The organism is Leptospira broomii serovar Hurstbridge str. 5399, assembly GCF_000243715.2.
Classification (GTDB): domain Bacteria; phylum Spirochaetota; class Leptospiria; order Leptospirales; family Leptospiraceae; genus Leptospira_B; species Leptospira_B broomii.
In genome coordinates this window covers 681,147-706,171 of sequence record NZ_AHMO02000008.1, presented here as the reverse complement: position 1 = coordinate 706,171, position 25,025 = coordinate 681,147, and the positions used below count along the sequence as shown (strand labels likewise).

The window sequence follows — 25,025 nt, the reverse complement described above, 5'->3', positions numbered from 1 at the left end:
ATAAATAATTTGCACGAGGCTTACGAATTGTAAAGAATGTGCCTATGGAATATATTCTTGTTACGGGAGTTAATTCAGGAGTCGGGCTTGCCTTGACGGAAACTTTAATTAATAAAGGTTTTTTTGTTTTCGGAAGCATCCGCTCAAAACAGCAAGGCACCGCTCTTAGGGACAGGTTGGGTGATCGGTTTCATCCGATATATTTTGATGTAACGGACGAAATTGCCGTATCTGCCGCTGCTCACGAAGTAGGAAAAATTTTAGGAAGCAATGGTTTACGAGCGATCGTTAATAATGCAGGCGTCGTGATTCCGGGCCCACTTGTCGAATTACCGGTTGACTCTTTTCGAATGCAAATCGAAATTAATTTGATCGGCCCGTTTCTTGTAGTCCAAAAATTTATAGCATTTTTGGGTGGAAAGAAAAATTCAACGATTCCACCTGGACGTATCATTAATATAAGTTCTATGAGCGGAATACGAACATTCCCGTTTTTGGCTGCTTATTCCGTCTCCAAATATGGACTGGAAGCATTGACGGATGGCCTAAGACGGGAATTAAGTTTATATGGTATTGATGTTATTTCAATCTTGCCCGGTGCTATATTGACTCCGTTGACGGATAAAATTAATGAAGGGATTTTAAAAATTTCTGAAGATTCGGAATATAAGAATTCCCTATTAAAGTTCGTCCAAATAAATGAAAAAAAAGCTAAAGCTGGCGTTCCGATGGAAAAAGTTATAGCAGCAATCATAGACGCGATACAAAGTCCAAACCCTAGGGTTAGGTATTTTTTAAAAAGTAGTTTCTTCACCGACACAATTCTACCGAAGTATCTGCCGACTCGAATTTTCGATAAATTAATTTCAAAAACATTAGGAATTCATAAGTGATATGAATAAACTTTCTTCTACTATATTCCTCTTGGTATTTTTTTTATTGAATTTCCCTATTCAAGGTCAGGAAGGATATGTTGATGATATAATTCTCACGGACGATAAAGATCAATATGATATCGGAAAATCTGTTTCATTTTATGTGGATAGAAGCAAGGACTTAACTATTGAGGATATAGTAGAGGGCAAAAAAGATATTAAATTTGCAATTCCGGAAAAAACGAATTTTGGAATAACTGATTTTGCATATTGGGTTCGAATTCCTCTGCAAAATAAATCCAGAAACGTGCGTAGTTGGTATCTAGAAATCAGCCATCCTGTACTTGATCATGTGGACCTCTACCTGCCGTCGAAAAGCGGTTACACGGTAAAAAAGGCAGGAGACAAACTTCTATTTCGTGAGAGGGAAATTAGCCATAGAAACTTTCTATTTGAGTTACCGTTGCATAACGATGGAGAGTTAGGAATCGAATCCGTTTTTTACCTAAGAGTTGAATCAGAGAGTACGATCTCTCTTCCCATTCAAATTCTGAGCGAAAAGGCTTTTGCGAATCGTAATGCGACGGAACAATTTATATTCGGATTGTACTACGGGCTTATTTTCGTCATGGCCTTGTACAATTTGTTCTTATTCTTTACTGTCAAGGATCTGAGCTATTTCTTTTACGTTTTATATATTGTTACCTTTGGCCTCTTACAGATGAGTTTAAACGGTTTAGCCTTCCAATTTGTCTGGCCGAATTCAACATGGTTGGCCAGCTACGCTCCGACATTTTTGATTCCGTTACTTCCCGTTTTTGTAATTCTTTTTTCGAGATATTTCCTGATAACTTATGAGAATACTCCTCGGGTGGATAAGATTTTAATTATATCCAGCATGGTTGGAATAGTCCTTACTATCGTATCTATTTTCGTAAAGATCTCTTCCATTTTATGGGTTCTTGCGGTTTATGCGATGCTTAATGTTCCTTTGGTATTAGGTTGCGCTTTTTATGTTTTGAATAAGGGATATAGACCTGCCATTTATTATTTAATAGCTTGGTTAACACTTCTTTCAGGCGGGATTCTTTATGGGCTAAAATCTTTTGCCGTACTCCCGGATGTTTTTTTAACAAACTATGGATTGCAAATCGGAGCCGGACTAGAAGTTATCCTATTATCATTCGCGTTAGCTTCTCGAATCAATACGATTAAGAGGGAAAAAGAGGAGGCGCAAGCTAAGACGCTCGAAATGCAAAAAATTCTAACTGAATCTTATGCACGCTTCGTTCCTCGAGATTTCTTGGCAAATCTTGGCAAAGATTCGATATTAGACGTTAAGTTAGGCGATCAAATTCAGAAAAATATGGCGGTTCTTTTTAGCGATATCCGCTCTTTTACAACACTATCGGAACAGATGACTCCTGCGGAAAATTTCAATTTTATTAATTCATATTTAGGTAGAATGAGTCCGATCATCCAGAGGCATAACGGTTTTATCGATAAATTTATCGGTGACGCCATCATGGCATTATTTCAAAGAAATGTAATAGATGCAGTATCCGCTGGAGTTGAAATGCAAAGATATTTGAAAGAATATAATTCACATCGGCATAAACAGGGATATGTTCCTATCCAGATCGGTGTTGGAATACATGCCGGCTCGTTAATGTTGGGCACGATTGGCGCTGAGGAAAGGTTGGAAGGTACCGTTATATCTGACACCGTTAATTTGGCATCCAGAATAGAAAGTCTTACAAAAGTTTACGGGTCTAGGATTGCAGTAAGTGAAAGCACGGTCGAGGAAGTTAAAGCGAATGGAAAATTTCATTTTCGATTTTTGGACCGTGTTAAAGTTAAGGGAAAACAAAAACCTGTTTCCGTATATGAAATCATCGACGGCGACGAGCCCGAGGATCAAGATTTGAAATTACGTACAAAAGTGGATTATGAACAAGCTGTCCAAAGCTTTCATGCAAAAGCTTTCGAAGATGCGAAGAATTACTTTGAAAGAGTGATTAAAGTTTTTCCGGAAGATAAAGCTACTCAACTTTATTTAAAGCGCTTGTACCCGGTCACACACTCTTCACACATCGAAGAAATTGAAACGTAATATTCATACTCGGTCTTATAAGTTTTAATAAATACTTGACTCACTTTTTAAGAAAGATATAAAGCTCCCCCGGACCAGGAGGGGTTTATGCAACCCGAAATTCATTTAAATTACCTCGCAATTCTCGCAGGAGTTTTGTCGAATATCGCAATCGGTTTTCTTTGGTACGGACCGTTATTCGGTAAAGCATGGGCAGCGGAAATGGGCTTCCCTAAGGATATGAAACCCGATAACAAACAAATGATAAAGTCTTTGGTATTGATGGTAATAGGATCCTTTCTGACTGCTTACGTATTAGCACATAGCGTGGATATTTGGCGACCTTCCTCCTGGAAAGTTGGGCAAGATCAGCCTGCTTGGACGTACGGATTCTTTGCGGCTTTTTTTACCTGGATCGGGTACTATGTTCCTCTTTTATTCGGTTCTGTTTCTTGGGAAGGTCGTTCTTGGAAACTTTTTTCAATTAATGCCGCATACTATTTCGTTTCGCTGCAAACGATAGGAATGATTTTAGCTTACTGGCGGCTTTAAGAATAAACTCTCCGAGAGTTGGCCGACGAAAACATAATTTATTCCTTTGTGTTCGTTACAAAAAAAGGTTCGGCGCTGCTTCACTGTTCAAACACGATAATATTTTAACGGTAATCTCGAATGTCCGGAACTCACAACTACAATGAAATAGCCGGACAAAGAATCCATCGGACCGAGGCCTTAGCCGATGGAGTTTTTGCCGTTGCGTTCACTCTCTTAGTGCTGGATATAAAAGTTCCGATAGCGGAGACGATTCATTCGGAAACGGATTTATGTGTTCATCTGATTTCAATCGCACACAAGCTCTTGAGCTATTGTTTGAGTTTCATTACTCTCGGAATATTTTGGGTTGGGCACTCCATGCAATACACGTTTATTGTTCGAAGCGACCGCCATCTAAGCTGGATATCCATCCTATATCTCGCTTTCGTAACGCTACTGCCGTTTACGACGGCCTTTCTGAGTGAATTCATCGAATTTAAAACAGCGATAGGTTTATATTGGCTTAATATCGTTCTACTCGGTACTACCATTTATTTTCATTGGGCCTACGCTTATCAAAACGGCCTCGTCGATCTGACACACACGATGATTCGCCAGATCGATAGAACGATTCGGAATAGGGTGATTTACGCTCAGATTCTTTATGCGGTCGCAGCCTTACTTTGCTTTGTAAATAATTATCTCAGCATTATCGCAATATTTTTGATACAGTTGAATTATGCGATTGCGCCTAGATTTCGACGGAAATCGCCCCAATAGGATTTGTTCCGAGAGATTTTGTTGATCTGTCTTTATCATTCAGTCTCTCGGGTTCAAACTTAATTGACTTCTTTTCGTTTAAACCGGATCGTTTAACGTCATAGATTCTCCGTCGGTTCCTGTTTTTGTTATACAAGGTGAAAACCGTGAACGTAGGATCTATGCGGACTATATCTTATGGATATTACTTTTTTCAAACCGAAGAGAGAATTACAGGATTCAGTCGCGAAGATATGGGTTCATCAAAATCGAGGAAAGGAAATCGTTTTACCTAGTTGGTTGATCGTTCCAGACGGGGAAATTAAGATTATTTTTCCCTTTTATGGGAATATTCGCTGTACTATCGCCGAGAAGGGGCGGCTTCATCGGACCTCGAATTTAATCATTTCAGGAATGAGAACCGAACCTGGTTATCTGAATTTCGAGCATGGGCTTGGTACTATCGGCATTATTCTCCAACCCGAGGCAGCTTATCGTTTTTTCGATTTATCCATGTTTGAAATCGCGAACGGTACGTTAAGCGCATCGGACTTATTCGGCGACAAAGTTCGGGAGTGGGAAGATAAGCTCATGGATCTTCCTTCAGTGGTACAGAAGGTGGAATATATTCAAGATTGTTTAATTCAAAGATTAAGGCGAAAGAAAAATCGCGACTCGTTAATCGAATATGCAGTCAAGGACCTGCGAATGAACGCAGGCCGAAAAACCATCCAAGATTTGTCCCTCGAATTAGGTTTTTCGAGACGTCATCTGAACCGAAGATTTATGGAATCGATCGGAGTAGGTCCTAAGCTATTGGCAAACGTTTTTCGATTCCAATCTATTTACAAAATCGTTAAAAACCGGAAATCATCTAAATTGCAGGACCGAATTTTCTACGATCGCTATTATGATCAGGCTCATTTTATTAAAGACTTTCGTAGGTTTACCGGAAGTTCTCCGGGACGTTACATAGAGGACGCGACCGATTATGGAAAACTATTTCCGGATTAGAATGTCCCATTTTTACAATACAATCCTGCCTGGATCTAGTATTGTCTTTCTATTCAAATTTACGAAAGAGGAAATATGAAACACCTAGCGAACTGGATTGAGATTCCGGTCATAAACTTGGACAGAGCCATCGAATTCTATTCTAAAATTTTAGGAGTGGAATTTCATCGGATGGAAATAGGTCCGATCAAATATGCGATTTTCCCGAGCGACGATTCTTTTAATTGCGGCGCATTGGTTCAAGGGGAATCATACTCTCCATCCGATAATGGGATCATAGTCTATTTGGATGGAGGGGAAGATTTGGATAAGATTTTGCAAAAAGTCGAAACTGCGGACGGGCAAATCGTAATGAAGAAAACGTTTCTTTCCTCGGAAGCCGGGTATATCGGATTCTTTATCGATACTGAAGGAAATCGGGTCGGCTTGCAAAATCCCTAATTATGTAACTCTCAAATTTTGACTCAATTAGAAAGGTAGAAACTATGAATCCTAAGATATTACTACGGATAGCTGCATTCTTAATTCTTTTCCATGCTGTCGGTCATACATTCGGCATGCAGACGAGAAAAAACATTCAGGATCCTCCTGCAAAGGCTTTGATTCAGACAATGTCCGAGGTCAAGGTCCCGATGATGGGAGAATTGACGAATCGTTCTTATGACGATTTTTACTATGGCATGGGGATTGCCTTGTCTCTGGCTCTCTTTTCTATTACGATTTTATTATGGATTTTGGGCGGAGTGGCGGTATCAAATCCGCAGAATGCTAAGAATCTACTTTACCCGATTCTTTTCAATCTATCCGGCCTTGCCGTTATCGAATTCGTTTATTTCTTTCCGTTACCCGCATGGACTTCGACTTTATCCGCGGTTTGCATCGCGATTACCCTGATTCGATTGGGCAAAAAATAAGGAAATCAAGCGTGCACAGTTAGCGAAAATTCTCCCGCTAACTGTGCAGTCTCGTTCAGCTAGACATATCCCGTTTCATATTTGCCGCGTCTTTAGGAAAGCTTCTGGAAGCTAAGAAAACAAAGGCTGCAGTTGCAAATACCATAATGGGGATTAAATACAATGCATCGTGCAAACCGATAGCTTTGAATTGTTCCGAAATCTCGATCGCTCCTGCGCGAACCATTGCGGCGCGAGCTAGGTAATCGGATAGCCAGCCTACGACTGCCGGCCCCGCAGCGCCTCCCAGCAAATACATCGCCGCAAAATAAAGCGCCATTGCAGTAGCTCGGAGTCTAGGTTCGATGACATCCTGAATTGCGGGATACACGCAAGTATAATAATTATATGATGCAAGCCAACCGAGAGCGAACAGTATCGCAAAAGAAATTATGAATTCATCGGTTTGACTCAAGGCATACCAAATTGCGATTCCGGATATCAAAAGATTTATTGCGCCAAAAAGCAAACGTCCGCGTTCCGATTTTTGATGAATTTTATCCGCGATCCATCCGCCTACGGTTAAGCCGACTAACCCCGTAATGCCTACGATGAAGCCGGTGGTAACCGCGGCATTAGTTAATGAAATATGAAAATATCGTTGGAGTAAAGAAACTAAGAAGGTATTTACGGAGTATGCCGCGAAGTTGAAAGTTAGACCGGAAAGTATGATCCACCACATGGTTCGGTTTTTCATGACCGTATAGATGGGGCGGTCGATTTTTTTGTCGGATATCGATACCGCTTCGGCTGCGCCTCTCGGCGGCTCCTTAATAAAAAATAAAAAGACGGCTAATAGAATTCCCGGAATTGCGGCGATAAAAAACGGCGCCCGCCAAGTCCCGAAAGCTTTTACCGTAGCGCCGACCGTAAAAAAAGCAAGGACTAAGCCGAGAGGTAACCCCAACATGAAAATGCCCATAGCACGTGCGCGCTTATGAGCCGGAAACAGATCGCCGATCAATGAATTCGCTGCAGGAGCATAGCTTGCTTCGCCAATTCCCACCGCCATCCTAACGAATACAAAAGAAGTATAGTTCCACGCTAGACCGTTAATTGCGGTAAACGCACTCCAGGCTGCTAATCCCCAACCCATGATTTTTTTGCGAATTCCCGTATCGGCCAGGCGTCCCAAGGGAATGCCGGCCATCGCATATATAATCGTAAACGCGGAACCTATGACTCCAAGCTGAAGATCGGTCAAATTCCATTCATGACGAATCGGTTCTATGATGATTGCAGGTATCGTTCGATCAAAAAAATTTAAAAGGTTCGCAAAGAATAATAGAATCAGAATTCTCCAGGCGTTCTTGGTTTGTTTCCCGTTAATTTCCATCGAATGAAATCTCCACTATTTTTCTTTATTTAAAATCGCTTCGCATAACGTTATTCGGTTCGTTCGACTAATGCGGTTTAGATTATCCGAATAATTGGAAGAAGGGATCGGCAGAAAAGCAAACCTTAAAAATATCGATCGAACGCATGTTCGCTATTTCGTGTCCCTTTTTTTCCGGTGTGGGATACCTAGGTTGGTCGACGGAAATAGATTCCTTATCGCGGTTCTAAAGTCGAAGAATACGGCCTCGAATGTTGTTGTCCTCGCGACTACCCGATCCAGGCTGGGATCTCCGCTAAATCGATATGGATCTCCCCCTTCTCAATCCCGGAATCTTCGCACATATTGACGCCGGCAAAACTACTTTGCTAGAACGAATTTTATTCGAAACCGGACTGATACGTAGTCCCGGTAGCATCGAGGAGGGGACCACCGAATCCGACTACTTGACCGAGGAAATAGAACGAGGGATCTCCATTCAGTCCACTGTGGCAAGAATCCCCTGGCCGAACGCAGAGGAGAAACGCCTTCTACTGCAATTTGTAGATAATCCCGGTCATTTGGACTTCCAACCTCAGGCGAATGCCTCTCTTTTGGCAGTGGATTTCGGATTGGTTTTGATAGATTCGTTCGAAGGCTTAAAGTCGCAAACGTTTCAGAATGTCGAATCTCTTCGCAAGGCCCAAAAACCTATTTTATTTTTCTTGAATAAACTCGATCGTCAGGGGGCGGATATTCTTTCTTCCTTAGTGGATCTGGAAGTAGCCCTGGGCCAGGAGCCTGTCTTAATGTTCCGCGACGATTTTACCCTTCCGGTATTAGAAGGCGGAGGAGAAGAGAACGAATTTCTTCCGCTTTTAGAATGGGATCCGCAGCTTTCGGAAGACTATCTTAAGAATCCAGCCAATATTTCTTCGCTAGCAAAGAGCGGGCTTGTAAAGGGGTTTTGGAATGGAAAGGTATTTCCTGTTCTTGGCGGTTCAGCCCTTCATGGACAGGGGATTACGGAGCTTTTACTTTTTTTAGAGCTTTTGGCAACGGGAAAACCTTCGCTGAAGCCTTCGATACCAGGTGCCTCAGGCGTGGTATTCAAGAGAGAGATTCATCCCGATTTGGGAAAGCTTCTCTATTTTCAGGCATGGGCTCCCATTCAAGCAGGAGACAAATTTTATTCCGAGCAAGAAGTCGACCGCATGAACACTCTTTATCGAGTTTCCGCAAGAGAGTACGAAGAAACGGATCAAGCTGCGGTAGGCGAACTTCTAGCCACTGACTCCTTACTTTTTCTAAAGCCCGGGGATATTCTTTGGGGACATAAGTCAGAAAAAAGAAGCTTATTGTCTCCTACTCGAAAGCAATTTCATCTTCTTCTCGAGCCCGAGAGGGGCGAGGATCGCGAAGAGCTTTGGCGAGCGTTAGGCGAATTGGCTTGGGTGGACACAAGCCTAGAGATAGATATTCTGCTTGAAACAGGACAATTTCGCGTATCGGGAATGGGAGAATTGCATCTAGAGATTTCGCTTTCTAGATTAAAGGAGTTCTTTCCAAAAAGTTTTCAGACAAGCGGAATACATATTGCAAGATTTGCACTTTGGAAAAATTTGGTTAAAAAGGTCGCATTTCAGCATACCGCGTTCGATCAGAAAGTCTCGAGCGGTCAGGTGCTCGCGTCCTTGGAAAGCTCTCACAGTTTCTCCAAGGGAGTGCGGTTTAAAATACAGCTACCGGAAGAAGTAGAAAAGGCAATCGAGTCTGCATTTGCAGAGGTGACTGCCACCGGGCAGGCCGGGGAAGAACTCCTCGGTTTGAATTTGATCATCGAAGCTTTTGATCCGCCTAAAGTGGTTTCCGAAGTAGATCTCTCTTCCCTTGTGAAGGTAGCTGTTATCAAGGGCTTAAAGGACATAATTCCGTCTAACACGGATCATATTGGTCCTCTTTCCGAGATGGAGATTCTATTACCGGATTCTTATCTAGGAGATGTCTTAGCAAGTTTAGCTAAGCGAGAGGCAAAGATCCAGAAAGTGATTTCAGTGACGGAAGGCCGCTCCTTGATCCAAGCAAGTGCTGCTGCGCAAAACTTGCTTGGCTTTAGCGGTGTTCTTAGAAATATGGCTCAGGGAAGGGGCGTCCTATCTTTGGACACCCTTTTTGACTTTGATCACCATTCTGTATTGCATTAAATGAGTCCCGTGAGGGTTCGTTAACAAGTAAGGAGTTTAAAAGCACTATGGCTAAGGAGAAATTCGACAGGTCCAAACCTCACTTAAACGTCGGAACGATCGGGCACGTAGACCACGGGAAAACCACCCTAACTGCAGCAATTACCACAACCCTCGCGAAAGTGCTGGGCGGTAAAAACAAAGCTGTCGCCTACGACCAAATCGACAACGCACCTGAGGAAAAAGCCCGCGGAATAACGATCGCTACTTCTCACCAGGAGTATGAGACTGCAAACCGTCACTACGCTCACGTTGACTGTCCAGGTCACGCTGACTATGTTAAGAATATGATCACCGGTGCTGCGCAAATGGATGCAGCTATCTTGGTTGTTTCTGCAACAGACGGACCAATGCCTCAAACAAAAGAGCATATCTTGCTCGCTCGTCAGGTAGGCGTTCCTTATATAATCGTATACATCAACAAAGCGGATATGCTCGCAGATGATGAGCGTGAAGAGATGATCCAAATGGTTGAGATGGACGTTCGCGACCTTCTGAACAAATACAACTTCCCAGGCGATGATACCCCTATCGTTTACGGTTCGGCTCTCAAAGCCCTCGAAGGCGACGATTCAGAACTCGGAACGAAATCGATCATCAAATTGATGGAAGCTCTGGATACTTACGTTCCGAATCCAAAACGTATCGTAGACAAACCATTCCTGATGCCGGTAGAGGACGTATTCTCTATCACCGGTCGTGGAACTGTTGCTACGGGTCGTGTTGAGCAAGGAACCCTCAAAATCAACGACGAAGTTGAGATCGTAGGAATTCGTCCTACCACCAAAACTGTCGTTACCGGTATTGAGATGTTCCGCAAGCTACTTGATTCTGCAGAAGCAGGCGACAATATCGGCGCTCTTCTCCGTGGAACCAAGAAAGAAGACATCGAAAGAGGACAGGTTCTCGCTAAACCGGGATCGATCACTCCTCACAAGAAGTTTAACGCGGAAGTTTACGTTCTTACGAAAGATGAAGGCGGACGTCACACTCCATTCTTCAATAACTATCGTCCACAGTTCTATTTTAGAACTACCGACATCACCGGCGTCTGTAACCTACCTTCCGGAATGGAAATGGTTATGCCTGGTGACAACGTAACTATGAGTATCGAGTTGATTCACCCGATCGCCATGGACAAAGGTCTCAAATTCGCGATTCGCGAAGGTGGAAAGACCATTGGTTCGGGCGTAGTGGCTGAGATCACCGAGTAAAGAGTAAGGGAATGGCTGGCCAAAAGATCAGAGTAAAGCTAAAAGCTTTCGATCATAAGTTGATCGACCAATCAACTTACGAGATTGTTGCGACTGCCAAAAGGACCGGAGCTACTGTCTCCGGTCCGATTCCTCTTCCAACGAAGAAGGAAATATACACAGTCCTCCGTTCTCCGCACGTAAATAAAAAATCAAGAGAGCAGTTTGAGATGAAAACTCACAAACGGCTTATCGACATCCTCGACACGAATGAAGACACGGTTGAAGCTCTTATGAAATTGCAGCTCCCGGCTGGCGTGTCCGTGGATATTAAATCCTAAGGGAAGAAGCAATGGCAAAGGGATTAATCGGTAAAAAGATAGGGATGTCCCAAATCTTCGACGAACAGGGAAACATTATTCCTGTGACCGTCTTAGAGGTAGGTCCCTGCGCAGTTTCCCAAGTGAAGTCCGTCGCGAAAGACGGATACGAAGCAATTCAATTGGCTTTTCAGGACGATAAAGAAAAACACCTGTCCAAAGCCCAAACGGGACATTTGGCCAAGGCCGGATTGTCTGCGAAGAGAGTGTTGAAGGAATTCCGGGATTTCGGCGATCAACCAGCCGCTGGTGCAGAACTGAAAGCGCAAGATGTGTTTGCGGTTGCGGATATCGTTAAGGTAACCGGGACCAGCAAGGGAAAAGGTTTTCAGGGTGTGATTAAACGTTACGGACACCATGGAGGACCAGGCGCCCACGGTTCTCGTTTTCATAGGCATCCAGGTTCTATGGGTTCCAATACAACGCCAGGACGGGTATTCAAGGGGCGTAAGCTGCCGGGCCGTACAGGTTCCGATACCAAAACTGTCCTGAATCTGAAAGTGGTTCGCATTCACGAAGCGGAAAATCTGGTATTTGTCAGCGGTTCCGTTCCGGGCCCAGCGAACACGATCGTAACCATCGAGAAGATATAAAGATCCGGTAGAGTGATGAAAGCACAGAAGTACTCAAAAGAAGGAAAGCTGCTCTCGGAAATCGAATTGCCTGCGGCAGTTTTCGAATCCAAGTATAGCAGCGGAGCGATCTACGATGCCATTAAGGCTGAGAACGCTAACCTACGTTCCGGGAACCACCACACTAAAACCCGCGCGGAAGTTTCGGGCGGCGGTAAAAAACCCTGGGCTCAAAAAGGAACCGGTCGCGCTCGCCAAGGTTCCATTCGCGCTCCTCAATGGGTCGGTGGTGGAACCGTTCACGGACCGAGAACAAGGGATTATTCCTATAAAATTTCCCCGAAGGTAAAGCGACGCGCTGTGCTTTCGATTTTGAATAAAAAAGCCCAAGGCGCTGCGATTAAAGTCGTAGAGGATTTGGATCCTAAGGAATTCAGCACGAAGTCCTTTGCTACTTTGTTCAATAATATCGGACTAAAGAATACCGGAGTGATCGGTTTCGTAGTAGGCGGTGAAAGCGAATTCGTTAAGAAGTCGGTTCGTAATATTCCTACAGTGAAATACATCAACTCCAAGCGTATTTCGATTCGGGACATTCTTTATAATAGAAACCTAGTGATTACAGAGGGCGCTTTAGGCGAGATCCTCAAGCACTATGGGGAAGGTAAATAATGAACCTGCACGAAGTTATTCTTTCACCTATCGTTACCGAAAAGTCTCAAGACCTTGAGACGATCGGAGAGAAAGCCGGCAAGAGAACCGTTAAATATACTGTCGAAGTTCATCCTAGAGCGAACAAAACTCTAGTGAAGGAAGCGTTTCGTAAGATATACAACGTGGTTCCTTCTTCGGTGAATATTCAGGTTTATCGTGGAAAAGTAAAACGTTTCCGCCATTTACCCGCTCCTAAAGCTCATTGGAAGAAAGCGATCGTCACCTTCCGTGACGGAGCAAGCATTGATTTCGGAAAGGAAGTGTAAGAAATGGGAATTAAGAAATTCAAACCCGTTACTTCCGCAAGCCGTTTCAAATCCGTTCTTGATTTTAAAGAACTGACTGAAACCGAGCCATACAGACCTCTCACCATCTCGCTCAGCTATAAAGCAGGCAGAGGAGAGGGCGGAAAAATCGCAGTTCGTCGTAAGGGTGGAAGAGTTAAGCGTAAATATCGTATTATCGATTTTAAACGTCGTAAAGTAGGTATTCCGGCTACCGTTAAAACTGTTGAATACGATCCCTATCGTTCCGCATTCATCTCTTTGATTTGCTATACTGATGGCGAATACGCATACATCTTGAATGCTGAAGGTATGAAAGTTGGTGATAAGATTTCCTCCGGCGATAACGCGGAAATCAAACTAGGGAATGCGCTTCCGTTAGGAAAGATTCCACCCGGCACAAACGTTCATAATATAGAATTAAAAATCGGAAGAGGCGGACAAATCGCTCGTACTGCCGGATCGTTCGCTACGATCGCCGGTCGTGACGGAGATTATATGCTTCTGAAGCTTCCTAGTTCCGAAGTTCGCAAGGTTCATCATAACTGTTATGCGACAATCGGAATCTGCAGTAATAAAGATCATAACCTAGTATCGATCGGGAAGGCCGGTCGGAACAGATGGCTGGGAAAACGTCCGAAAGTTCGGGGTGTCGTTATGAACCCCGTCGATCACCCGCACGGTGGTGGAGAGGGACGTACTTCCGGTGGTCGCCATCCGGTTACTCCTTGGGGTATTCCTACTAAGGGGTATAAGACTCGTCGTAAAGCGAAACCTTCCGACAAGTTTATCGTACAGAAGAGAAAGGGAAATAGGAGCAGGTAATCATCATGAGATCCTCAAAAAAAGGCCCGTTCATCGACAGCCACCTTATGAGCAAGGTGATCAAGCTGAACTCCGAGAACCAAAAGAAACCTTTCAAAACCTGGTCGCGTAGAAGCACGATTTTTCCGGACATGATTGGACATACGATCATGGTTCATAACGGGAACAAATTTATTCCAGTGTATATCAATGACAATATGGTCGGGCATAAATTGGGAGAATTCGCTCCAACTCGCACCTATCGCGGTCACGGAAATACGGATAAAAAGGCCGGTAAGAAGTAATGGAAGCCGTAGCCATAGCAAGATTTATCCGGATGTCTCCTCGTAAACTCCGTCTCGTCGCCGACGAGATTCGGGGATACGAAGTAGCGGAAGCTTTAGATATCCTAAAATATACCAATAAGAGAGCAATCGAGCCTATCTTCAAGCTCATCAAATCGGCGTCTGCAAACGCGGTCGTAAAGAATGAAAGCGCGCAGCCCGGTAAGATGTTCATTAAAAAGATTCTCGTGGATGAAGGCCCGATCCTAAAGCGCTTTCGTCCTCGTGCTCGCGGACGTGCGGCAAGAATCCGCAAGAGAACTAGCCACGTAACAGTGGTAATTTCGGACTAATAGGGGAAATCATGGGACAGAAAGTTAACCCAATCGGACTTCGTATCGGAATTACCCGCGGATGGGATTCCATCTGGTTCTCTCAGCAAGATTACAGAAAAAATCTTCATGAGGACATTCGTATCCGTCGTTTTATTCAAAATCGTTTTCGGGAAGCCGGAGTCGTGAAAGTGGTCGTTGAACGTTTTCCCGAGAAAATTAACGTAAACTTGCACACTGCTAAGCCGGGCGTTGTGATCGGTAAGAACGGTGCGAATATCGAAGCCGTTAAGAAAGTCATCAAGACTATGAGCGAAAAGCCTCTTAACTTGAATATTATCGAAGTTAAGAAGCCTGAAACTATCGCTCAATGCATTGCCGAATCCATCGCAATTCAAATCGAAGAGCGTCAACCCTTCCGTCGCGTTATGAAGCAAGAACTTCGTCGCGCAATGAGAGGCGGTGTCGAAGGAATCAAAATCATGATTTCCGGACGTTTGAACGGAGCGGATATGGCGCGTCGCGAGCATTATCGCGAAGGTAGAATTCCTTTGCATACGTTACGGGCAAAAATCGATTTAGGTTTCCGTGAGGCTAGTACGACTTTCGGACAAATCGGTGTGAAGGTTTGGACCTACACCGGAGATTTTATCTCTAACAAAGACGAGTCCGAAGAAGACAAATACGCGGTTAAGAGAAGGACCAACTGATCTTTTAAAGATCAGTTTACAGGGAACGAAAGATGTTATCACCGAAAAGAGTTAAGTTCAGGAAGAGACAGAGGGGACGGCTCAAGGGAACCGACGAACGCGGTTCCAAAGTCTCCTTCGGCGAATACGGCCTTAAAGCAGTTACGTCCGGCCGCCTGACCGCCCGGCAAATCGAGGCGGCGCGTATTACAATAAACCGCCAAGTAAAACGAGGCGGAAAACTTTGGATCAGGATTTTCCCGCACCTTCCAATTACCAAGAAGCCGGCCGAGACTCGGATGGGTAAGGGAAAAGGAAATCCGGAGTTCTGGATCGCAGAGATTCGTCCGGGTCGTATTTTATTCGAAATGAGCGGCATAGATGAAGCTTCCGCAAAAAAAGCTTTGGATTTGGCAGCTTATAAACTTCCGGTTCAAACCGAATTCGTGAAGAGGTCGGTATTATGAAAAAGGTCAAACTGCACGAACTGAAAGACGTCGAAATTTTGGCTCAGATAGAAGATGCTCGTAAGGTAATTCGTACCGCGCGCTTTCAATACGGAGTCGCGCGCTCTCTCGAAAATCCGAAAGTTATCGCTAACGCTAAGAAAAAGATCGCGCGCCTTTTAACGATTAAAAGGGAACGTGCGCTTGCTGCGACTCCAGGTGCGAATAAAGTGCGTCGTTTCTCTCGTTCGACTCGTAAAGATCAGAATCGTGCGAAAGCGAACGGTGCAGCTAAATTGGCTGCAAAGGCTAAGAACTGATTATGGAAACAGCAAAGAAGTCCGTTAAAAAATCCCTTCTAAGCGAAGGTAAGGTCGTAAGCACCGCCATGGAAAAAACCTTGGTGATGGTCGTAGAAATGCGTAAGACCCACCCTAGATTCAAGAAGATCGTGCGCCGGACCGTAAAAATGAAGGTTCACGATGAGAAAAATGAGTGCCAAGTAGGAGACCGAATTCTGGCGATTGAAACCCGTCCTCTCTCCCGCGAAAAGCGCCACCGTTTATTTAAGATCGTAGAAAAGGCAAAGTAAGATGATCCAACAGGAAACCATCCTCCAAGTAGCCGACAACTCCGGGATCAAGAGAGTTATGTGTATCAAGGTCCTCGGGGGCTCAAAGAAACGGTATGCATCCGTCGGAGACGAAATCATCGTCGCCGTTAAGGACGCACAACCGGCTTACGGGCTAAAGGATTCCACGGGGAAAAAGGTCCACAACAAGGCCGTGCAACGTGCCGTAGTTGTTCGCACTAAAAAGGAAATTCGTCGTCCCGACGGTTCCTATATCAGATTCGACGATAACGCAGTTGCGATTATCGACGATAAAGGGAACCCGAAAGGTACTCGTATCTTTGGACCGGTCGCTCGTGAGCTCCGGGATAAGAAATACGCTAAGATCATCTCCCTAGCTCCGGAGGTTCTATAATGTCTAAGCTGGCATATCGGGGTTCCGAATATACTAAGTTTAAATCCGTTAAACTCCACAAAGACGACGAAGTAGTCGTGATTGCTGGAAAAGAAAAAGGCAAACGCGGAAAAATCCTCGTGATCGACAAGAAGCGGGATCGCGTAGTCGTCGAAGGATTGAATAAACGTAAGCGCTTTCTAAGGCCTACTCAAGAGAATCCTCAGGGTGGAATCGTAGAAGTCGAAGCGCCGATGCATATTTCTAACGTTATGTTCTACGACTCCAAAAAGAAAAAGGGAGTTCGCGTAGGATTCCAGGAAAATAAAGGCAAAAAAGTCCGCGTAGCAAGACCGGACGGGAAAGAGATCTAAGCCATGGCAGCGAGACTTAAGGAAAAATACGGGAAAGAAATCGTTCCCGCACTCCAAAAGCAATACAGTTTCGAATCTGTAATGCAGGTGCCACGCCTCGAGAAGATTGTTCTCAACGTAGGTATGGGAGAAGCGCATACGAATCCAAAAGCGCTGGAAGCTGCAGTCGAGGAAATGGCTTTGATCACCGGACAACGCCCTGTGAAAACCAAGGCTAAGAAATCCATCGCGGGATTCAAATTGCGCGAAGGGATGAGCCTTGGTGCAACCGTTACTCTTCGCGGGAACTATATGTATGAGTTCCTAGACCGCCTTGTGAATGTCGCTCTTCCTCGGGTTCGCGACTTCAAAGGAGTTTCCGAAAAAGGTTTTGATGGCCGCGGAAACTACAACTTTAGCATCAAAGAACAGATCATTTTCCCAGAGATCAAAGTGGATAAGATTAACACGATCTATGGAATGAACATGACCTTCGTAACGAATACTAAAAGCGACTCAGAAGCACATAGCCTACTTGTCGCCTTCGGTATGCCGTTCCGGAACCTGAAATAAGGAGCACCGCAGTTATGGCTAAAACCTCTCTGATCGAAAGGCATAAGAAAGTTAAAAAATTTAAGGTGCGGATACACAACCGCTGCCCTCTTTGCGGCAGACCTCGCGGTTACCTTAGAAGGTTCGATATGTGTAGAATTTGTTTCCGGAAACTGGCTAGCCAGGCTCAAATTCCGGGCGTAGTAAAGGCATCTTGGTAAGGGCTGGGGGAGAAAGTTTATGAGTTTATCTGATCCTATCGGCGATATGCTTACTCGCATCCGGAATGCCGGCCGCGCGAAACACGAAAGCTGCCTTGTTCCAGGAAGCAAAATCAAACGCTCTATCTTGGAACTTATGAAAGAAGAAGGCTTTATCAACGGCTACGAGCCGGTTCAAAACGGAAGTTTTGAAGATTTTAAAGTCACCTTAAAATATGACGGAACCAAAAAACCGGTCATTCGGGAACTCGTGAGAGTTTCCACTCCCGGAAGAAGGGTTTATCTTAAGAGCGAAGACATTCGTCCTTACAAGAATAACATGGGAACTATGATTCTATCCACTTCCAAGGGAATTATGACGAGTAAGAAAGCCCGGAAACTACGCGTAGGAGGAGAGGTGATCTGCAAACTCTCATAAGAGTTTAAGATATCCGTAAAACCTATGTCCAGGATTGGAAAAGCAGAGATTAAACTTCCCGAGAAAGTGGAAGTAAAATTAGAGAACAATGCCATTCGCGTTAAGGGGCCCTTGGGAGAATTACAAACTCCGATCTTCGAAGGAATTGCCCTGAAAAACGAGTCCGGCACTTTGAAACTGGAGAGATCCAGCGAAGAGCAGAACGTTGTCGCTTTGCACGGTTTGACTCGCGCGCTCCTTTTGAATTGCGTTAAAGGCGTTACCCAGGGATGGGAAAAAAACCTAGATATTACCGGAGTAGGATACCGTGCTGCGAAGCGCGGAGAAGATCTGGTAATGAACTTAGGATACTCGCACGAAGTCGTTTATAAGACTCCGAAAGGAATCAAAATCGACGTGAACGAGCAAGTTCGGATCAAAATTTTCGGTATCGACAAACAACTAGTCGGTCAAGTCGCCGCCGATATCCGATCTAAGAGACCTCCGGAACCTTATAAAGGTAAAGGGATCAAGTACAATAACGAAGTGATTAAGAGAAAGGCCGGAAAAACCGGTAAGAAGTAAGGCCATGATTAACAAACTGAAGAAAGTCGCAGCCAAACAAAGAAGAGCAGAGCGCTCCCGCTTCAAGCTACGGCAATTTGGGGATCGCCCCCGATTGGTCTTCAATAAGTCCAATCGTTATCTTTCCTGCCAAATCGTAGACGATATCAAAGGAACTACGTTAGTTTCCGCGACAACTCTCGATAAGGAATTCGCTTCTTCCGGGAAGAGTCGTAAAGACGTAGAAGCAGCCAAGACACTCGGTAAAATTATCGGTGAACGCGCGGCTGCTAAGGGAGTAAAGTTGGTCATGCTGGATCGTTCCGGAATGATATATCACGGAAGGATTGCAGCCTTCGCCGACGCAGCCAGAGAAGCTGGCTTGGAGTTCTAATATATGGCATACGAACAAGAACAAGAAGCTAAGGAATTTTCCGAAAAGGTCGTTAAAATCGACCGTGTCGCGAAAGTAGTTAAAGGGGGACGTCGTTTTTCCTTTAATGCTCTGACTGTTGTAGGCGACTTAAAGGGAAAAGTAGGGATCGGATTTGGTAAAGCCAACGAAGTTCCCGACGCAATTCGTAAGTCTATCGAATCCGCTAAGAAAAACCTAGTGAAGGTGGAATTCCGCGGACATACGATTCCTCACGAAGTCACAGGAAAATTCAAGTCCGCAAAAGTAATTCTAAAACCGAGTTCACCTGGAACCGGAATCATCGCGGGAGGATCCGTTCGTTCCGTAGTTGAAAAAGCTGGAATTCAGGATATTCTAAGCAAGTCCTGGGGTTCATCCAACCCGGTAAACATCGTTAAGGCGACTCTTGACGCTCTGCAGCAGCTGGAAACTCCCGTTTTGGCAGCTCGTAAAAGAGGAATCACCTTGGCTCGTTTATTCGGTAACGACGTAGGATAAGAAAAATGGAAACCGTAATCGTCACCCAAGTTAAAAGCAGTATAGGCATTAAAAAAGGCCAAAAGCTGACTCTCGCGGCTCTGGGGCTCCGGAAGACGGGGCAGCAGCGCAAGCATACTTTGACTCCACAAATCCAAGGCATGATCAACGATGTCAGGCATTTGGTAAAAGTGGATAAGGCCTAAAAGGTTCGGATAATTTATTATGAGCAAGGAAAGAATCAAAACTGCACTCGCGTTCGGAAAGGAGCGCTCTGAAAAGGAAAACGTTCCGGCTCAGAATACAATTCCTGTTCCGGCGGGTTCCACTCGGAACAAAAAACGTTTAGGAAGAGGAATCGGGTCTAAAACCGGTAAGACCGGTGGACGCGGATCCAAAGGACAGTACGCACGGAATACAGTTCGTCGGGGTTTTGAAGGTGGGCAAATGCCAATCCACCGCAGAATTCCAAAAAGAGGATTCACTTCGATTTTTCATACGACATTCTTCCCGATCAACCTCAGGGATATCGAGAAAAGCGGTTTGACCGGGAACATAGATGCCAAAAATATGGTTGAATCGAAGATTCTCGATAAAGAGACGACTCTTTTCAAGATTCTTGGCACTGGGGAAATCAAAAAAGCGGTCCACATCGTGGCTGATAGCGTTTCCAAATCCGCCAAGGAAAAAATAGAAAAAGCCGGCGGGTCGGTAAAATTACGCTCCGAATTGGCTAAAGAAGCCTGATCGGGCTTCGCATTCATGCTTCTGCTTTTGTTGGAAGCTTTTACAGGAGGGACTCGATTTTGAGTCCCTTTTGCCCAAGAGGGGACCGAAAGGTCCTGGAAATAGGAAAAGGAATTTAGTTTAGAACTACATGCTGACTTCGATCGCAAATATCTTTAAGATTCCGGAGCTAAGGAATAAGGTTTTCTTTACCCTTGGCATGCTCCTTTTATTCCGCCTTGGAACGCATATTACTATTCCTGGAATCGATCCTAAAGTCGTTTCGGCAATTGCAGCCGATGCGACTGCCTCGGAAGGATTGGTAGGCATGTTCGACATGTTTGCCGGAGGAGCGCTTCTGAACTTCTCCATTTTTGCCCTCGGAATCATGCCTTACATCTCTTCCTCCATTATCATGCAATTAGTCATGGTTTTGGTTCCGTCTTTGCAGAAGCTCCAAAAAGAAGGGGAAGAAGGCCGTAAGAAAATCGGACAGTACACGAAGTATGGAACGATTATCCTGTGTGCCGTTCAATCTCTAGCAGTCATTCGTTTGGCCCAGCAATGGTCGTACGGCGCCGATCAAAAAGCGGCTCTGCACCCGGGACTTATTCATTCTTCAGTAGAATCCTGGTTTTTCTTTATCGCACTTTTATCCATCACAACTGGAACCGTTTTGTTGATTTGGCTCGGTGAGCAGATCACCGAGAGAGGAATCGGTAATGGAATCTCTCTTTTGATCTTTGCCGGTATCGTAGGTCGTCTACCGAGTTCCGTTTACCAACTGTTCCAGGAGAACTTCGTAGACGGTTTGAATATTATCATTTTATTATTACTATTCATTCTACTGATTTCTCTTACCGTTCTTTTAACGCAAGGTGTCCGTAAGGTGCCTTTACAGTACGGTAAGCAGATGGTCGGACGCAGAATGGTCCAAGCAAAGAGTCAAAGCATTCCGTTTAAAGTAAACGGAGCAAGCGTAATGCCGATCATCTTCGCATCTTCGCTACTTCTGTTTCCGCAAACCATTATTCAACAGATCGTCGATATCCCTGAGTGGGCAGGATGGGCGGTTCTATTAGATTATTTGAATCCATTTTCTCAAATCTGGTACCACGCGGCAGTTTACTTCTTTATTTATATAGGTTTGATCGTTTTCTTCGCGTATTTCTACACCGCGATTCAATTTAATCCGGCTGAACTTGCCGAGAACCTTAGAAAATATAACGGTTTTATTCCAGGAATTCGTCCCGGTTCGCATACGAAAGAATATATCGAAAAAGTTTTAAATCGTATCACTCTTCCGGGTGCGATCTTTCTGGCAGGTCTTGCCCTGGCTCCGTACATTATTATTCGCTTTTTAGATTTAGGAACCAATTCCGGCGGCGGATCGCTGGTTTATACGTTCGGTGGAACCTCTCTTTTAATCATGGTAGGGGTCGCCTTAGAGACTCTGAAACAATTAGAATCTCAGCTATTAATGAGAAACTACGACGGGTTCTTAAAAAAATCCAAAATTAAGGGAAGGTCCTAGAAAATGAATTCGATCATCTTCATGGGCCCCCCAGGCGCGGGAAAGGGAACTCAAGCTAAGATTCTTTGCGATACGCTTGGAATCCCACAAATATCCACCGGCGATATTTTGCGCTCTGCCGTGAAGAATGGAACTCAAATGGGACTCGAAGCCAAAAAATACATGGATGCGGGCGATTTGGTTCCGGATTCCGTGGTCATTGGCATAATCAAGGACCGTATCGTCGAACCGGACTGTAAGACAGGATTCCTGCTGGATGGATTTCCGAGAACTGTCGAACAAGCTGAAGCTCTCGATATGCTTCTGAAAGCGGAAGGCAAAGATATTAAGCGTGCGATAAATTTGGAAGTTCCCGACGGGGAATTGCTTCAAAGACTTTTGAAACGCGCAGAAATCGAAGGGCGCTCCGACGATAACGAAGCGACCATCAAAAGTCGTCTGGAAACATACAATAAAAAGACGCTTCCTCTTCTGGATTACTATGCCGCCAAAGGAAATCTTTCCCGGATCAACGGCGTAGGATCTCTAGAACAAGTAACCGAACTCATCAAAAAGGAGCTGACGTAACTTGGCTAAAGAAGAAGCGATCACTGTGGACGGGACGGTCCTGGAACCACTACCCAATGCCATGTTTCGTGTCGAACTAGAGAATGGGCACAAGGTTTTAGCCCATATTTCGGGTAAGATGAGAATGCACTATATAAGGATCCTTCCCGGAGATAAGGTCACCGTGGAACTTTCCCCATATGATTTGACCAAAGGTAGAATTACCTACCGCAAGAAGTAGGACAGATGTTATGAAAGTAAGAACCTCCGTTAAAAAAATCTGCACTAGTTGCAAGATTATTAGAAGAAAGGGCGTGATCCGAGTGATCTGCACCAATCCTAAACATAAGCAAAGGCAAGCGTAACCATGGCACGTATCGCAGGAATCGATCTTCCAAGGGAAAAAAGAATCGTAGTGGGCTTAACCTATATTTTCGGGATCGGCCCCTCTACTTCCCGCAAAGTCCTGGCAAAAGCCGGGGTTGATCAAGCGGTTCGGGTGAAGGATCTTTCCGACATCCAAGAGGCCGCTATCAGAAAGGTGATTGAAGAAACCGTAAAGGTGGAAGGCGATCTTCGTTCTGAAAACCAACTTAATATTAAACGTCTGATGGATATCGGATGTTACCGTGGGTTAAGACATAGAAAAGGCTTGCCAGTTCGCGGTCAAAGAACTCGTACCAATGCCCGTACTCGCAAAGGCGTTAAAAAGACCGTCGCCAATAAGAAAAAGGCAACTAAGTAATCATGGCTGAAGATAAGAAAACAAAGAAAGATAAGAAAGTTAAGAAGAAGGAAAAAAAGGTCGTACCGCGCGGTAAGGTCTATATCACTGCTTCTTTTAACAATACTATTATCACCATAACCGACCTGGCAGGAAACACTCTATCTTGGTCGACTGCCGGTGCAATGGGCTTTCGTGGCTCAAAAAAGTCCACTCCGTATGCCGCGCAAATCGCGGCAGGAAGCGCTGCCGAGAAAGCGATCGACGCAGCTGGGCTAAACGAAGTGGATGTTCTGGTTTCCGGTCCTGGGATCGGTCGTGAATCAGCCATTCGCTCGTTAGTTGCAAGAGGTCTTTCTATTAAGATGATTAAGGACGTAACTCCTCTACCCCATAACGGTTGCCGTCCCCGTAAAAGAAGAAGGGTCTAAGGTAGGAAGAATATGGCAAGATATAGAGGTCCAGTCGTAAAACTGATGAGGAGAGAGGGTGTTAACCTCTTCCTCAAGTCTAGCTATACTTTCAATCGGGATAAGTTCCACAAAAAGGGACCTCCCGGTATGCCGCCAAAACGGAAGCCGAAAGTTTCCGAATATGGCGCTCAGCTGAGAGAAAAGCAGAAACTGAAACGCGCTTACGGTCTGTTAGAAAAACAATTCCGTCGTTATTATGAAGAAGCTTCGCATGCTCACGGTGTGACCGGTGAGATTTTGCTTCAACTTCTAGAAAGAAGATTGGATAACGTCGTTTATCGACTTGGGTTCGCAGTGACTAGGCGCCAGGCTAGGAATTTCATCTCTCACCAACACGTTCTCGTGAACGGAGAGAGGGTGGATATTCCTTCTTACAGACTGAATGTCGGTGACAAAATCGAAATTAGAGGCAAGTTCCATACCTCCGGTTTTATCGTTCAAAACATTCAATTGGCTCAATCCTTGAACTCAATTCCATCTTGGTTGTCTGCCGACTTTATCAAGTTTTCAGGGGATGTTCTTTCTTTACCGGAACGCCATCATGTGGATATTCCAGTGAAAGAACAAGTGATCGTGGAGTTGTACTCCAAGTAATAAAGGTACGAAGGTTTTCACATTGTCTCTTAAAAGCTTACTCAAAGGATTTAAACGTCCGAAAAAGATCGAATTCACTACGGAAACGAACACGCCTAATTACGGAAAGTTCGTCGCGGAGCCGTTCGAACGCGGGTTTGCAACTACGATCGGAAACTCTCTTCGCAGGACTCTTATGTCCTCGATCGAGGGTGCGGCAATTTCCGCAATCCGCATCGAAGGCGTAAACCACGAGTTCTCATACATCGAAGGAGTGGCTGAGGACGTTACCCGTATCATCCTGAACTTGAAGCAGGTTCGCATTAAATACGAGCCTGAAGATAAAGATCAAAGCAAGGTCATTCACCTCGAATTGAAAGGCGCAGGATATTTTAGAGCGGGCGATTTGGCTGTGGATTCTTCCATAGAAATCATGAATCCGGATCTTCACCTTGCGACTTTGAACGAGGACGCCAATTTGATTCTCGATTTAGAGATTCAAAGAGGTAGGGGATATGTTCCCGCCGAAGATAAGAAGAAAGATATAGAAGTATTGGGAACGATCCCTATCGATTCTATCTTTTCTCCGGTTCAAAAAGTCATTTTCGAAATTTCGGAAACTCGCGTCGCTCAAAGATCTGACTACGAGAAATTGACTCTTGAAGTCTGGACGGACGGCTCTATCTCGCCGGAAGACGCAGTCGCGCAAGCAGCGAAAATCTTAAAAGAACACCTAACGGTTTTCATCAATTTCGAAGAAGAACTAGAAGAGGAAGAAGACGAGCTAGACGAGGCCGACGAGAAGCTGAAAGCGTCTCTTTCAAAACACGTCGAAGAGCTTGAACTATCCGTTCGTTCTCTCAATGTTCTTCGAAGCTTGGAGATCGACTTTGTCGGAGATCTAGTCAAGAGATCCGAAGAAGAGATGTCCAAATCCAAACACTACAGCGAGCAGGCTCTCGGTGAGCTCAAATCCAAACTTGCAGGTTTGGGATTGTCGTTCGGAATGAGGGATTTCTGAA

39 protein-coding genes are annotated in these 25,025 nt (G+C 44.7%); 38 read left to right on the top strand and 1 reads right to left on the bottom strand.

The features are described from left to right. The first annotated feature begins 44 nt into the window (after positions 1–44). The 7 genes from LEP1GSC050_RS08750 to LEP1GSC050_RS08720 all read left to right on the top strand — a co-directional run bounded on the left by LEP1GSC050_RS08750 (position 45) and on the right by LEP1GSC050_RS08720 (position 6,188). On the top strand, positions 45–893 hold the full coding sequence (locus LEP1GSC050_RS08750) for an SDR family NAD(P)-dependent oxidoreductase (RefSeq protein ID WP_010570849.1): 849 nt from the start codon (positions 45–47) through the stop codon (positions 891–893). Between the two features lies 1 nt (position 894). Next, on the top strand, positions 895–2,988 hold the full coding sequence (locus tag LEP1GSC050_RS08745; RefSeq protein ID WP_010570848.1) for a 7TM diverse intracellular signaling domain-containing protein: 2,094 nt from the start codon (positions 895–897) through the stop codon (positions 2,986–2,988). Positions 2,989–3,075: 87 nt separating this feature from the next. Next, positions 3,076–3,519 (top strand): DUF1761 domain-containing protein, encoded by a 444-nt coding sequence (locus tag LEP1GSC050_RS08740; protein WP_010570847.1) that lies wholly within the window; start codon positions 3,076–3,078, stop codon positions 3,517–3,519. Between the two features lie 120 nt (positions 3,520–3,639). Then, complete coding sequence (locus LEP1GSC050_RS08735; protein WP_010570846.1) at positions 3,640–4,281, top strand: TMEM175 family protein; 642 nt, start codon at positions 3,640–3,642, stop codon at positions 4,279–4,281. 177 nt (positions 4,282–4,458) lie between these two features. Continuing rightward, positions 4,459–5,274, top strand: a complete 816-nt coding sequence (locus tag LEP1GSC050_RS08730) for a helix-turn-helix domain-containing protein (protein ID WP_010570845.1) — start codon at positions 4,459–4,461, stop codon at positions 5,272–5,274. A gap of 75 nt (positions 5,275–5,349) precedes the next feature. Continuing rightward, positions 5,350–5,715 carry a VOC family protein gene (locus LEP1GSC050_RS08725; RefSeq protein ID WP_010570844.1) on the top strand — a complete coding sequence of 122 codons (366 nt, stop codon included), beginning with the start codon at positions 5,350–5,352 and terminating at the stop codon, positions 5,713–5,715. Positions 5,716–5,759: 44 nt separating this feature from the next. Continuing rightward, positions 5,760–6,188 carry an LIC_13387 family protein gene (locus LEP1GSC050_RS08720; protein ID WP_010570843.1) on the top strand — a complete coding sequence of 143 codons (429 nt, stop codon included), beginning with the start codon at positions 5,760–5,762 and terminating at the stop codon, positions 6,186–6,188. Positions 6,189–6,243: 55 nt separating this feature from the next. Here the strand turns inward: LEP1GSC050_RS08720 and LEP1GSC050_RS08715 are convergent, their stop codons facing one another. Further along, a complete protein-coding gene (locus LEP1GSC050_RS08715; protein ID WP_010570842.1) occupies positions 6,244–7,563 on the bottom strand; it encodes a spinster family MFS transporter in 1,320 nt (439 codons plus the stop codon). 305 nt (positions 7,564–7,868) lie between these two features. Here LEP1GSC050_RS08715 and LEP1GSC050_RS08710 point away from each other — a divergent pair, with 305 nt between their 5' ends. From LEP1GSC050_RS08710 to LEP1GSC050_RS08570, 31 genes are all read left to right on the top strand, one after another. Next, on the top strand, positions 7,869–9,746 hold the full coding sequence (locus LEP1GSC050_RS08710) for an elongation factor G-like protein (RefSeq protein WP_010570841.1): 1,878 nt from the start codon (positions 7,869–7,871) through the stop codon (positions 9,744–9,746). Positions 9,747–9,793: 47 nt separating this feature from the next. Further along, positions 9,794–10,999 (top strand): elongation factor Tu, encoded by a 1,206-nt coding sequence (tuf, locus tag LEP1GSC050_RS08705; RefSeq protein ID WP_010414595.1) that lies wholly within the window; start codon positions 9,794–9,796, stop codon positions 10,997–10,999. A gap of 11 nt (positions 11,000–11,010) precedes the next feature. Then, positions 11,011–11,319 (top strand): 30S ribosomal protein S10, encoded by a 309-nt coding sequence (gene rpsJ / locus LEP1GSC050_RS08700; protein WP_008593919.1) that lies wholly within the window; start codon positions 11,011–11,013, stop codon positions 11,317–11,319. An 11-nt stretch (positions 11,320–11,330) separates the two neighbouring features. Continuing rightward, positions 11,331–11,951, top strand: a complete 621-nt coding sequence (gene rplC / locus LEP1GSC050_RS08695; protein WP_010570840.1) for a 50S ribosomal protein L3 — start codon at positions 11,331–11,333, stop codon at positions 11,949–11,951. A gap of 15 nt (positions 11,952–11,966) precedes the next feature. After that, positions 11,967–12,602 (top strand): 50S ribosomal protein L4, encoded by a 636-nt coding sequence (gene rplD, locus LEP1GSC050_RS08690; protein WP_010570839.1) that lies wholly within the window; start codon positions 11,967–11,969, stop codon positions 12,600–12,602. Beyond that, on the top strand, positions 12,602–12,910 hold the full coding sequence (locus LEP1GSC050_RS08685; RefSeq protein WP_010570838.1) for a 50S ribosomal protein L23: 309 nt from the start codon (positions 12,602–12,604) through the stop codon (positions 12,908–12,910). The genes rplD and LEP1GSC050_RS08685 overlap by 1 nt, the downstream gene beginning before the upstream one ends. 3 nt (positions 12,911–12,913) lie before the next feature. After that, positions 12,914–13,753 (top strand): 50S ribosomal protein L2, encoded by an 840-nt coding sequence (gene rplB, locus LEP1GSC050_RS08680; RefSeq protein ID WP_010414565.1) that lies wholly within the window; start codon positions 12,914–12,916, stop codon positions 13,751–13,753. A 2-nt stretch (positions 13,754–13,755) separates the two neighbouring features. Further along, positions 13,756–14,037, top strand: coding sequence for a 30S ribosomal protein S19 (rpsS, locus tag LEP1GSC050_RS08675; RefSeq protein WP_039934107.1), 282 nt, complete (start codon positions 13,756–13,758; stop codon positions 14,035–14,037). Beyond that, on the top strand, positions 14,037–14,369 hold the full coding sequence (rplV, locus tag LEP1GSC050_RS08670; protein WP_010570837.1) for a 50S ribosomal protein L22: 333 nt from the start codon (positions 14,037–14,039) through the stop codon (positions 14,367–14,369). The genes rpsS and rplV overlap by 1 nt, the downstream gene beginning before the upstream one ends. 11 nt (positions 14,370–14,380) lie before the next feature. Continuing rightward, positions 14,381–15,058: a 30S ribosomal protein S3 gene (gene rpsC, locus LEP1GSC050_RS08665; protein ID WP_010414559.1), complete on the top strand. Its 678-nt coding sequence runs from the start codon at positions 14,381–14,383 to the stop codon at positions 15,056–15,058. A gap of 32 nt (positions 15,059–15,090) precedes the next feature. Then, positions 15,091–15,504: a 50S ribosomal protein L16 gene (gene rplP / locus LEP1GSC050_RS08660; RefSeq protein WP_010414556.1), complete on the top strand. Its 414-nt coding sequence runs from the start codon at positions 15,091–15,093 to the stop codon at positions 15,502–15,504. Then, the gene (gene rpmC / locus LEP1GSC050_RS08655; protein WP_010570836.1) at positions 15,501–15,803 is read left to right on the top strand and encodes a 50S ribosomal protein L29; all 303 of its coding nucleotides are present in this window, start codon (positions 15,501–15,503) and stop codon (positions 15,801–15,803) included. The genes rplP and rpmC overlap by 4 nt, the downstream gene beginning before the upstream one ends. Positions 15,804–15,805: 2 nt before the next feature. After that, positions 15,806–16,075 (top strand): 30S ribosomal protein S17, encoded by a 270-nt coding sequence (gene rpsQ / locus LEP1GSC050_RS08650; protein WP_010414552.1) that lies wholly within the window; start codon positions 15,806–15,808, stop codon positions 16,073–16,075. Between the two features lies 1 nt (position 16,076). After that, positions 16,077–16,469 carry a 50S ribosomal protein L14 gene (gene rplN / locus LEP1GSC050_RS08645; RefSeq protein WP_008596038.1) on the top strand — a complete coding sequence of 131 codons (393 nt, stop codon included), beginning with the start codon at positions 16,077–16,079 and terminating at the stop codon, positions 16,467–16,469. Continuing rightward, the gene (gene rplX, locus LEP1GSC050_RS08640) at positions 16,469–16,822 is read left to right on the top strand and encodes a 50S ribosomal protein L24 (RefSeq protein WP_010570835.1); all 354 of its coding nucleotides are present in this window, start codon (positions 16,469–16,471) and stop codon (positions 16,820–16,822) included. The genes rplN and rplX overlap by 1 nt, the downstream gene beginning before the upstream one ends. A 3-nt stretch (positions 16,823–16,825) precedes the next feature. Then, positions 16,826–17,374 carry a 50S ribosomal protein L5 gene (rplE, locus tag LEP1GSC050_RS08635; protein ID WP_010570834.1) on the top strand — a complete coding sequence of 183 codons (549 nt, stop codon included), beginning with the start codon at positions 16,826–16,828 and terminating at the stop codon, positions 17,372–17,374. 14 nt (positions 17,375–17,388) lie between these two features. After that, the gene (locus LEP1GSC050_RS20585) at positions 17,389–17,574 is read left to right on the top strand and encodes a type Z 30S ribosomal protein S14 (protein ID WP_010414536.1); all 186 of its coding nucleotides are present in this window, start codon (positions 17,389–17,391) and stop codon (positions 17,572–17,574) included. A 19-nt stretch (positions 17,575–17,593) separates the two neighbouring features. Beyond that, positions 17,594–17,992: a 30S ribosomal protein S8 gene (gene rpsH, locus LEP1GSC050_RS08630; protein WP_010570833.1), complete on the top strand. Its 399-nt coding sequence runs from the start codon at positions 17,594–17,596 to the stop codon at positions 17,990–17,992. 24 nt (positions 17,993–18,016) lie between these two features. After that, positions 18,017–18,556: a 50S ribosomal protein L6 gene (gene rplF, locus LEP1GSC050_RS08625; RefSeq protein ID WP_010570832.1), complete on the top strand. Its 540-nt coding sequence runs from the start codon at positions 18,017–18,019 to the stop codon at positions 18,554–18,556. A 4-nt stretch (positions 18,557–18,560) separates the two neighbouring features. Continuing rightward, positions 18,561–18,929 carry a 50S ribosomal protein L18 gene (gene rplR / locus LEP1GSC050_RS08620; protein ID WP_010570831.1) on the top strand — a complete coding sequence of 123 codons (369 nt, stop codon included), beginning with the start codon at positions 18,561–18,563 and terminating at the stop codon, positions 18,927–18,929. Positions 18,930–18,932: 3 nt separating this feature from the next. Continuing rightward, entirely contained in the window at positions 18,933–19,448 is a 516-nt protein-coding gene (gene rpsE / locus LEP1GSC050_RS08615; RefSeq protein WP_010414527.1) for a 30S ribosomal protein S5, read from the top strand. 5 nt (positions 19,449–19,453) lie between these two features. Beyond that, positions 19,454–19,633 (top strand): 50S ribosomal protein L30, encoded by a 180-nt coding sequence (rpmD, locus tag LEP1GSC050_RS08610; protein WP_010570830.1) that lies wholly within the window; start codon positions 19,454–19,456, stop codon positions 19,631–19,633. 19 nt (positions 19,634–19,652) lie between these two features. Then, positions 19,653–20,174: a 50S ribosomal protein L15 gene (gene rplO / locus LEP1GSC050_RS08605; protein WP_010570829.1), complete on the top strand. Its 522-nt coding sequence runs from the start codon at positions 19,653–19,655 to the stop codon at positions 20,172–20,174. 130 nt (positions 20,175–20,304) lie between these two features. Further along, positions 20,305–21,687: a preprotein translocase subunit SecY gene (secY, locus tag LEP1GSC050_RS08600; RefSeq protein WP_010414521.1), complete on the top strand. Its 1,383-nt coding sequence runs from the start codon at positions 20,305–20,307 to the stop codon at positions 21,685–21,687. Positions 21,688–21,690: 3 nt separating this feature from the next. Further along, complete coding sequence (locus LEP1GSC050_RS08595) at positions 21,691–22,254, top strand: adenylate kinase (RefSeq protein WP_010570828.1); 564 nt, start codon at positions 21,691–21,693, stop codon at positions 22,252–22,254. 1 nt (position 22,255) lies between these two features. After that, positions 22,256–22,474, top strand: a complete 219-nt coding sequence (gene infA / locus LEP1GSC050_RS08590; protein WP_010414515.1) for a translation initiation factor IF-1 — start codon at positions 22,256–22,258, stop codon at positions 22,472–22,474. A 10-nt stretch (positions 22,475–22,484) separates the two neighbouring features. Next, positions 22,485–22,598 carry a 50S ribosomal protein L36 gene (rpmJ, locus tag LEP1GSC050_RS20580; RefSeq protein WP_010414512.1) on the top strand — a complete coding sequence of 38 codons (114 nt, stop codon included), beginning with the start codon at positions 22,485–22,487 and terminating at the stop codon, positions 22,596–22,598. Between the two features lie 2 nt (positions 22,599–22,600). Continuing rightward, entirely contained in the window at positions 22,601–22,978 is a 378-nt protein-coding gene (gene rpsM / locus LEP1GSC050_RS08585) for a 30S ribosomal protein S13 (protein WP_010570827.1), read from the top strand. 2 nt (positions 22,979–22,980) lie between these two features. Next, entirely contained in the window at positions 22,981–23,388 is a 408-nt protein-coding gene (rpsK, locus tag LEP1GSC050_RS08580) for a 30S ribosomal protein S11 (RefSeq protein WP_010414508.1), read from the top strand. A gap of 12 nt (positions 23,389–23,400) precedes the next feature. Further along, positions 23,401–24,024: a 30S ribosomal protein S4 gene (gene rpsD / locus LEP1GSC050_RS08575; RefSeq protein ID WP_010570826.1), complete on the top strand. Its 624-nt coding sequence runs from the start codon at positions 23,401–23,403 to the stop codon at positions 24,022–24,024. Between the two features lie 22 nt (positions 24,025–24,046). Beyond that, positions 24,047–25,024: a DNA-directed RNA polymerase subunit alpha gene (locus LEP1GSC050_RS08570; RefSeq protein ID WP_010414503.1), complete on the top strand. Its 978-nt coding sequence runs from the start codon at positions 24,047–24,049 to the stop codon at positions 25,022–25,024. Position 25,025 lies beyond the last annotated feature (1 nt).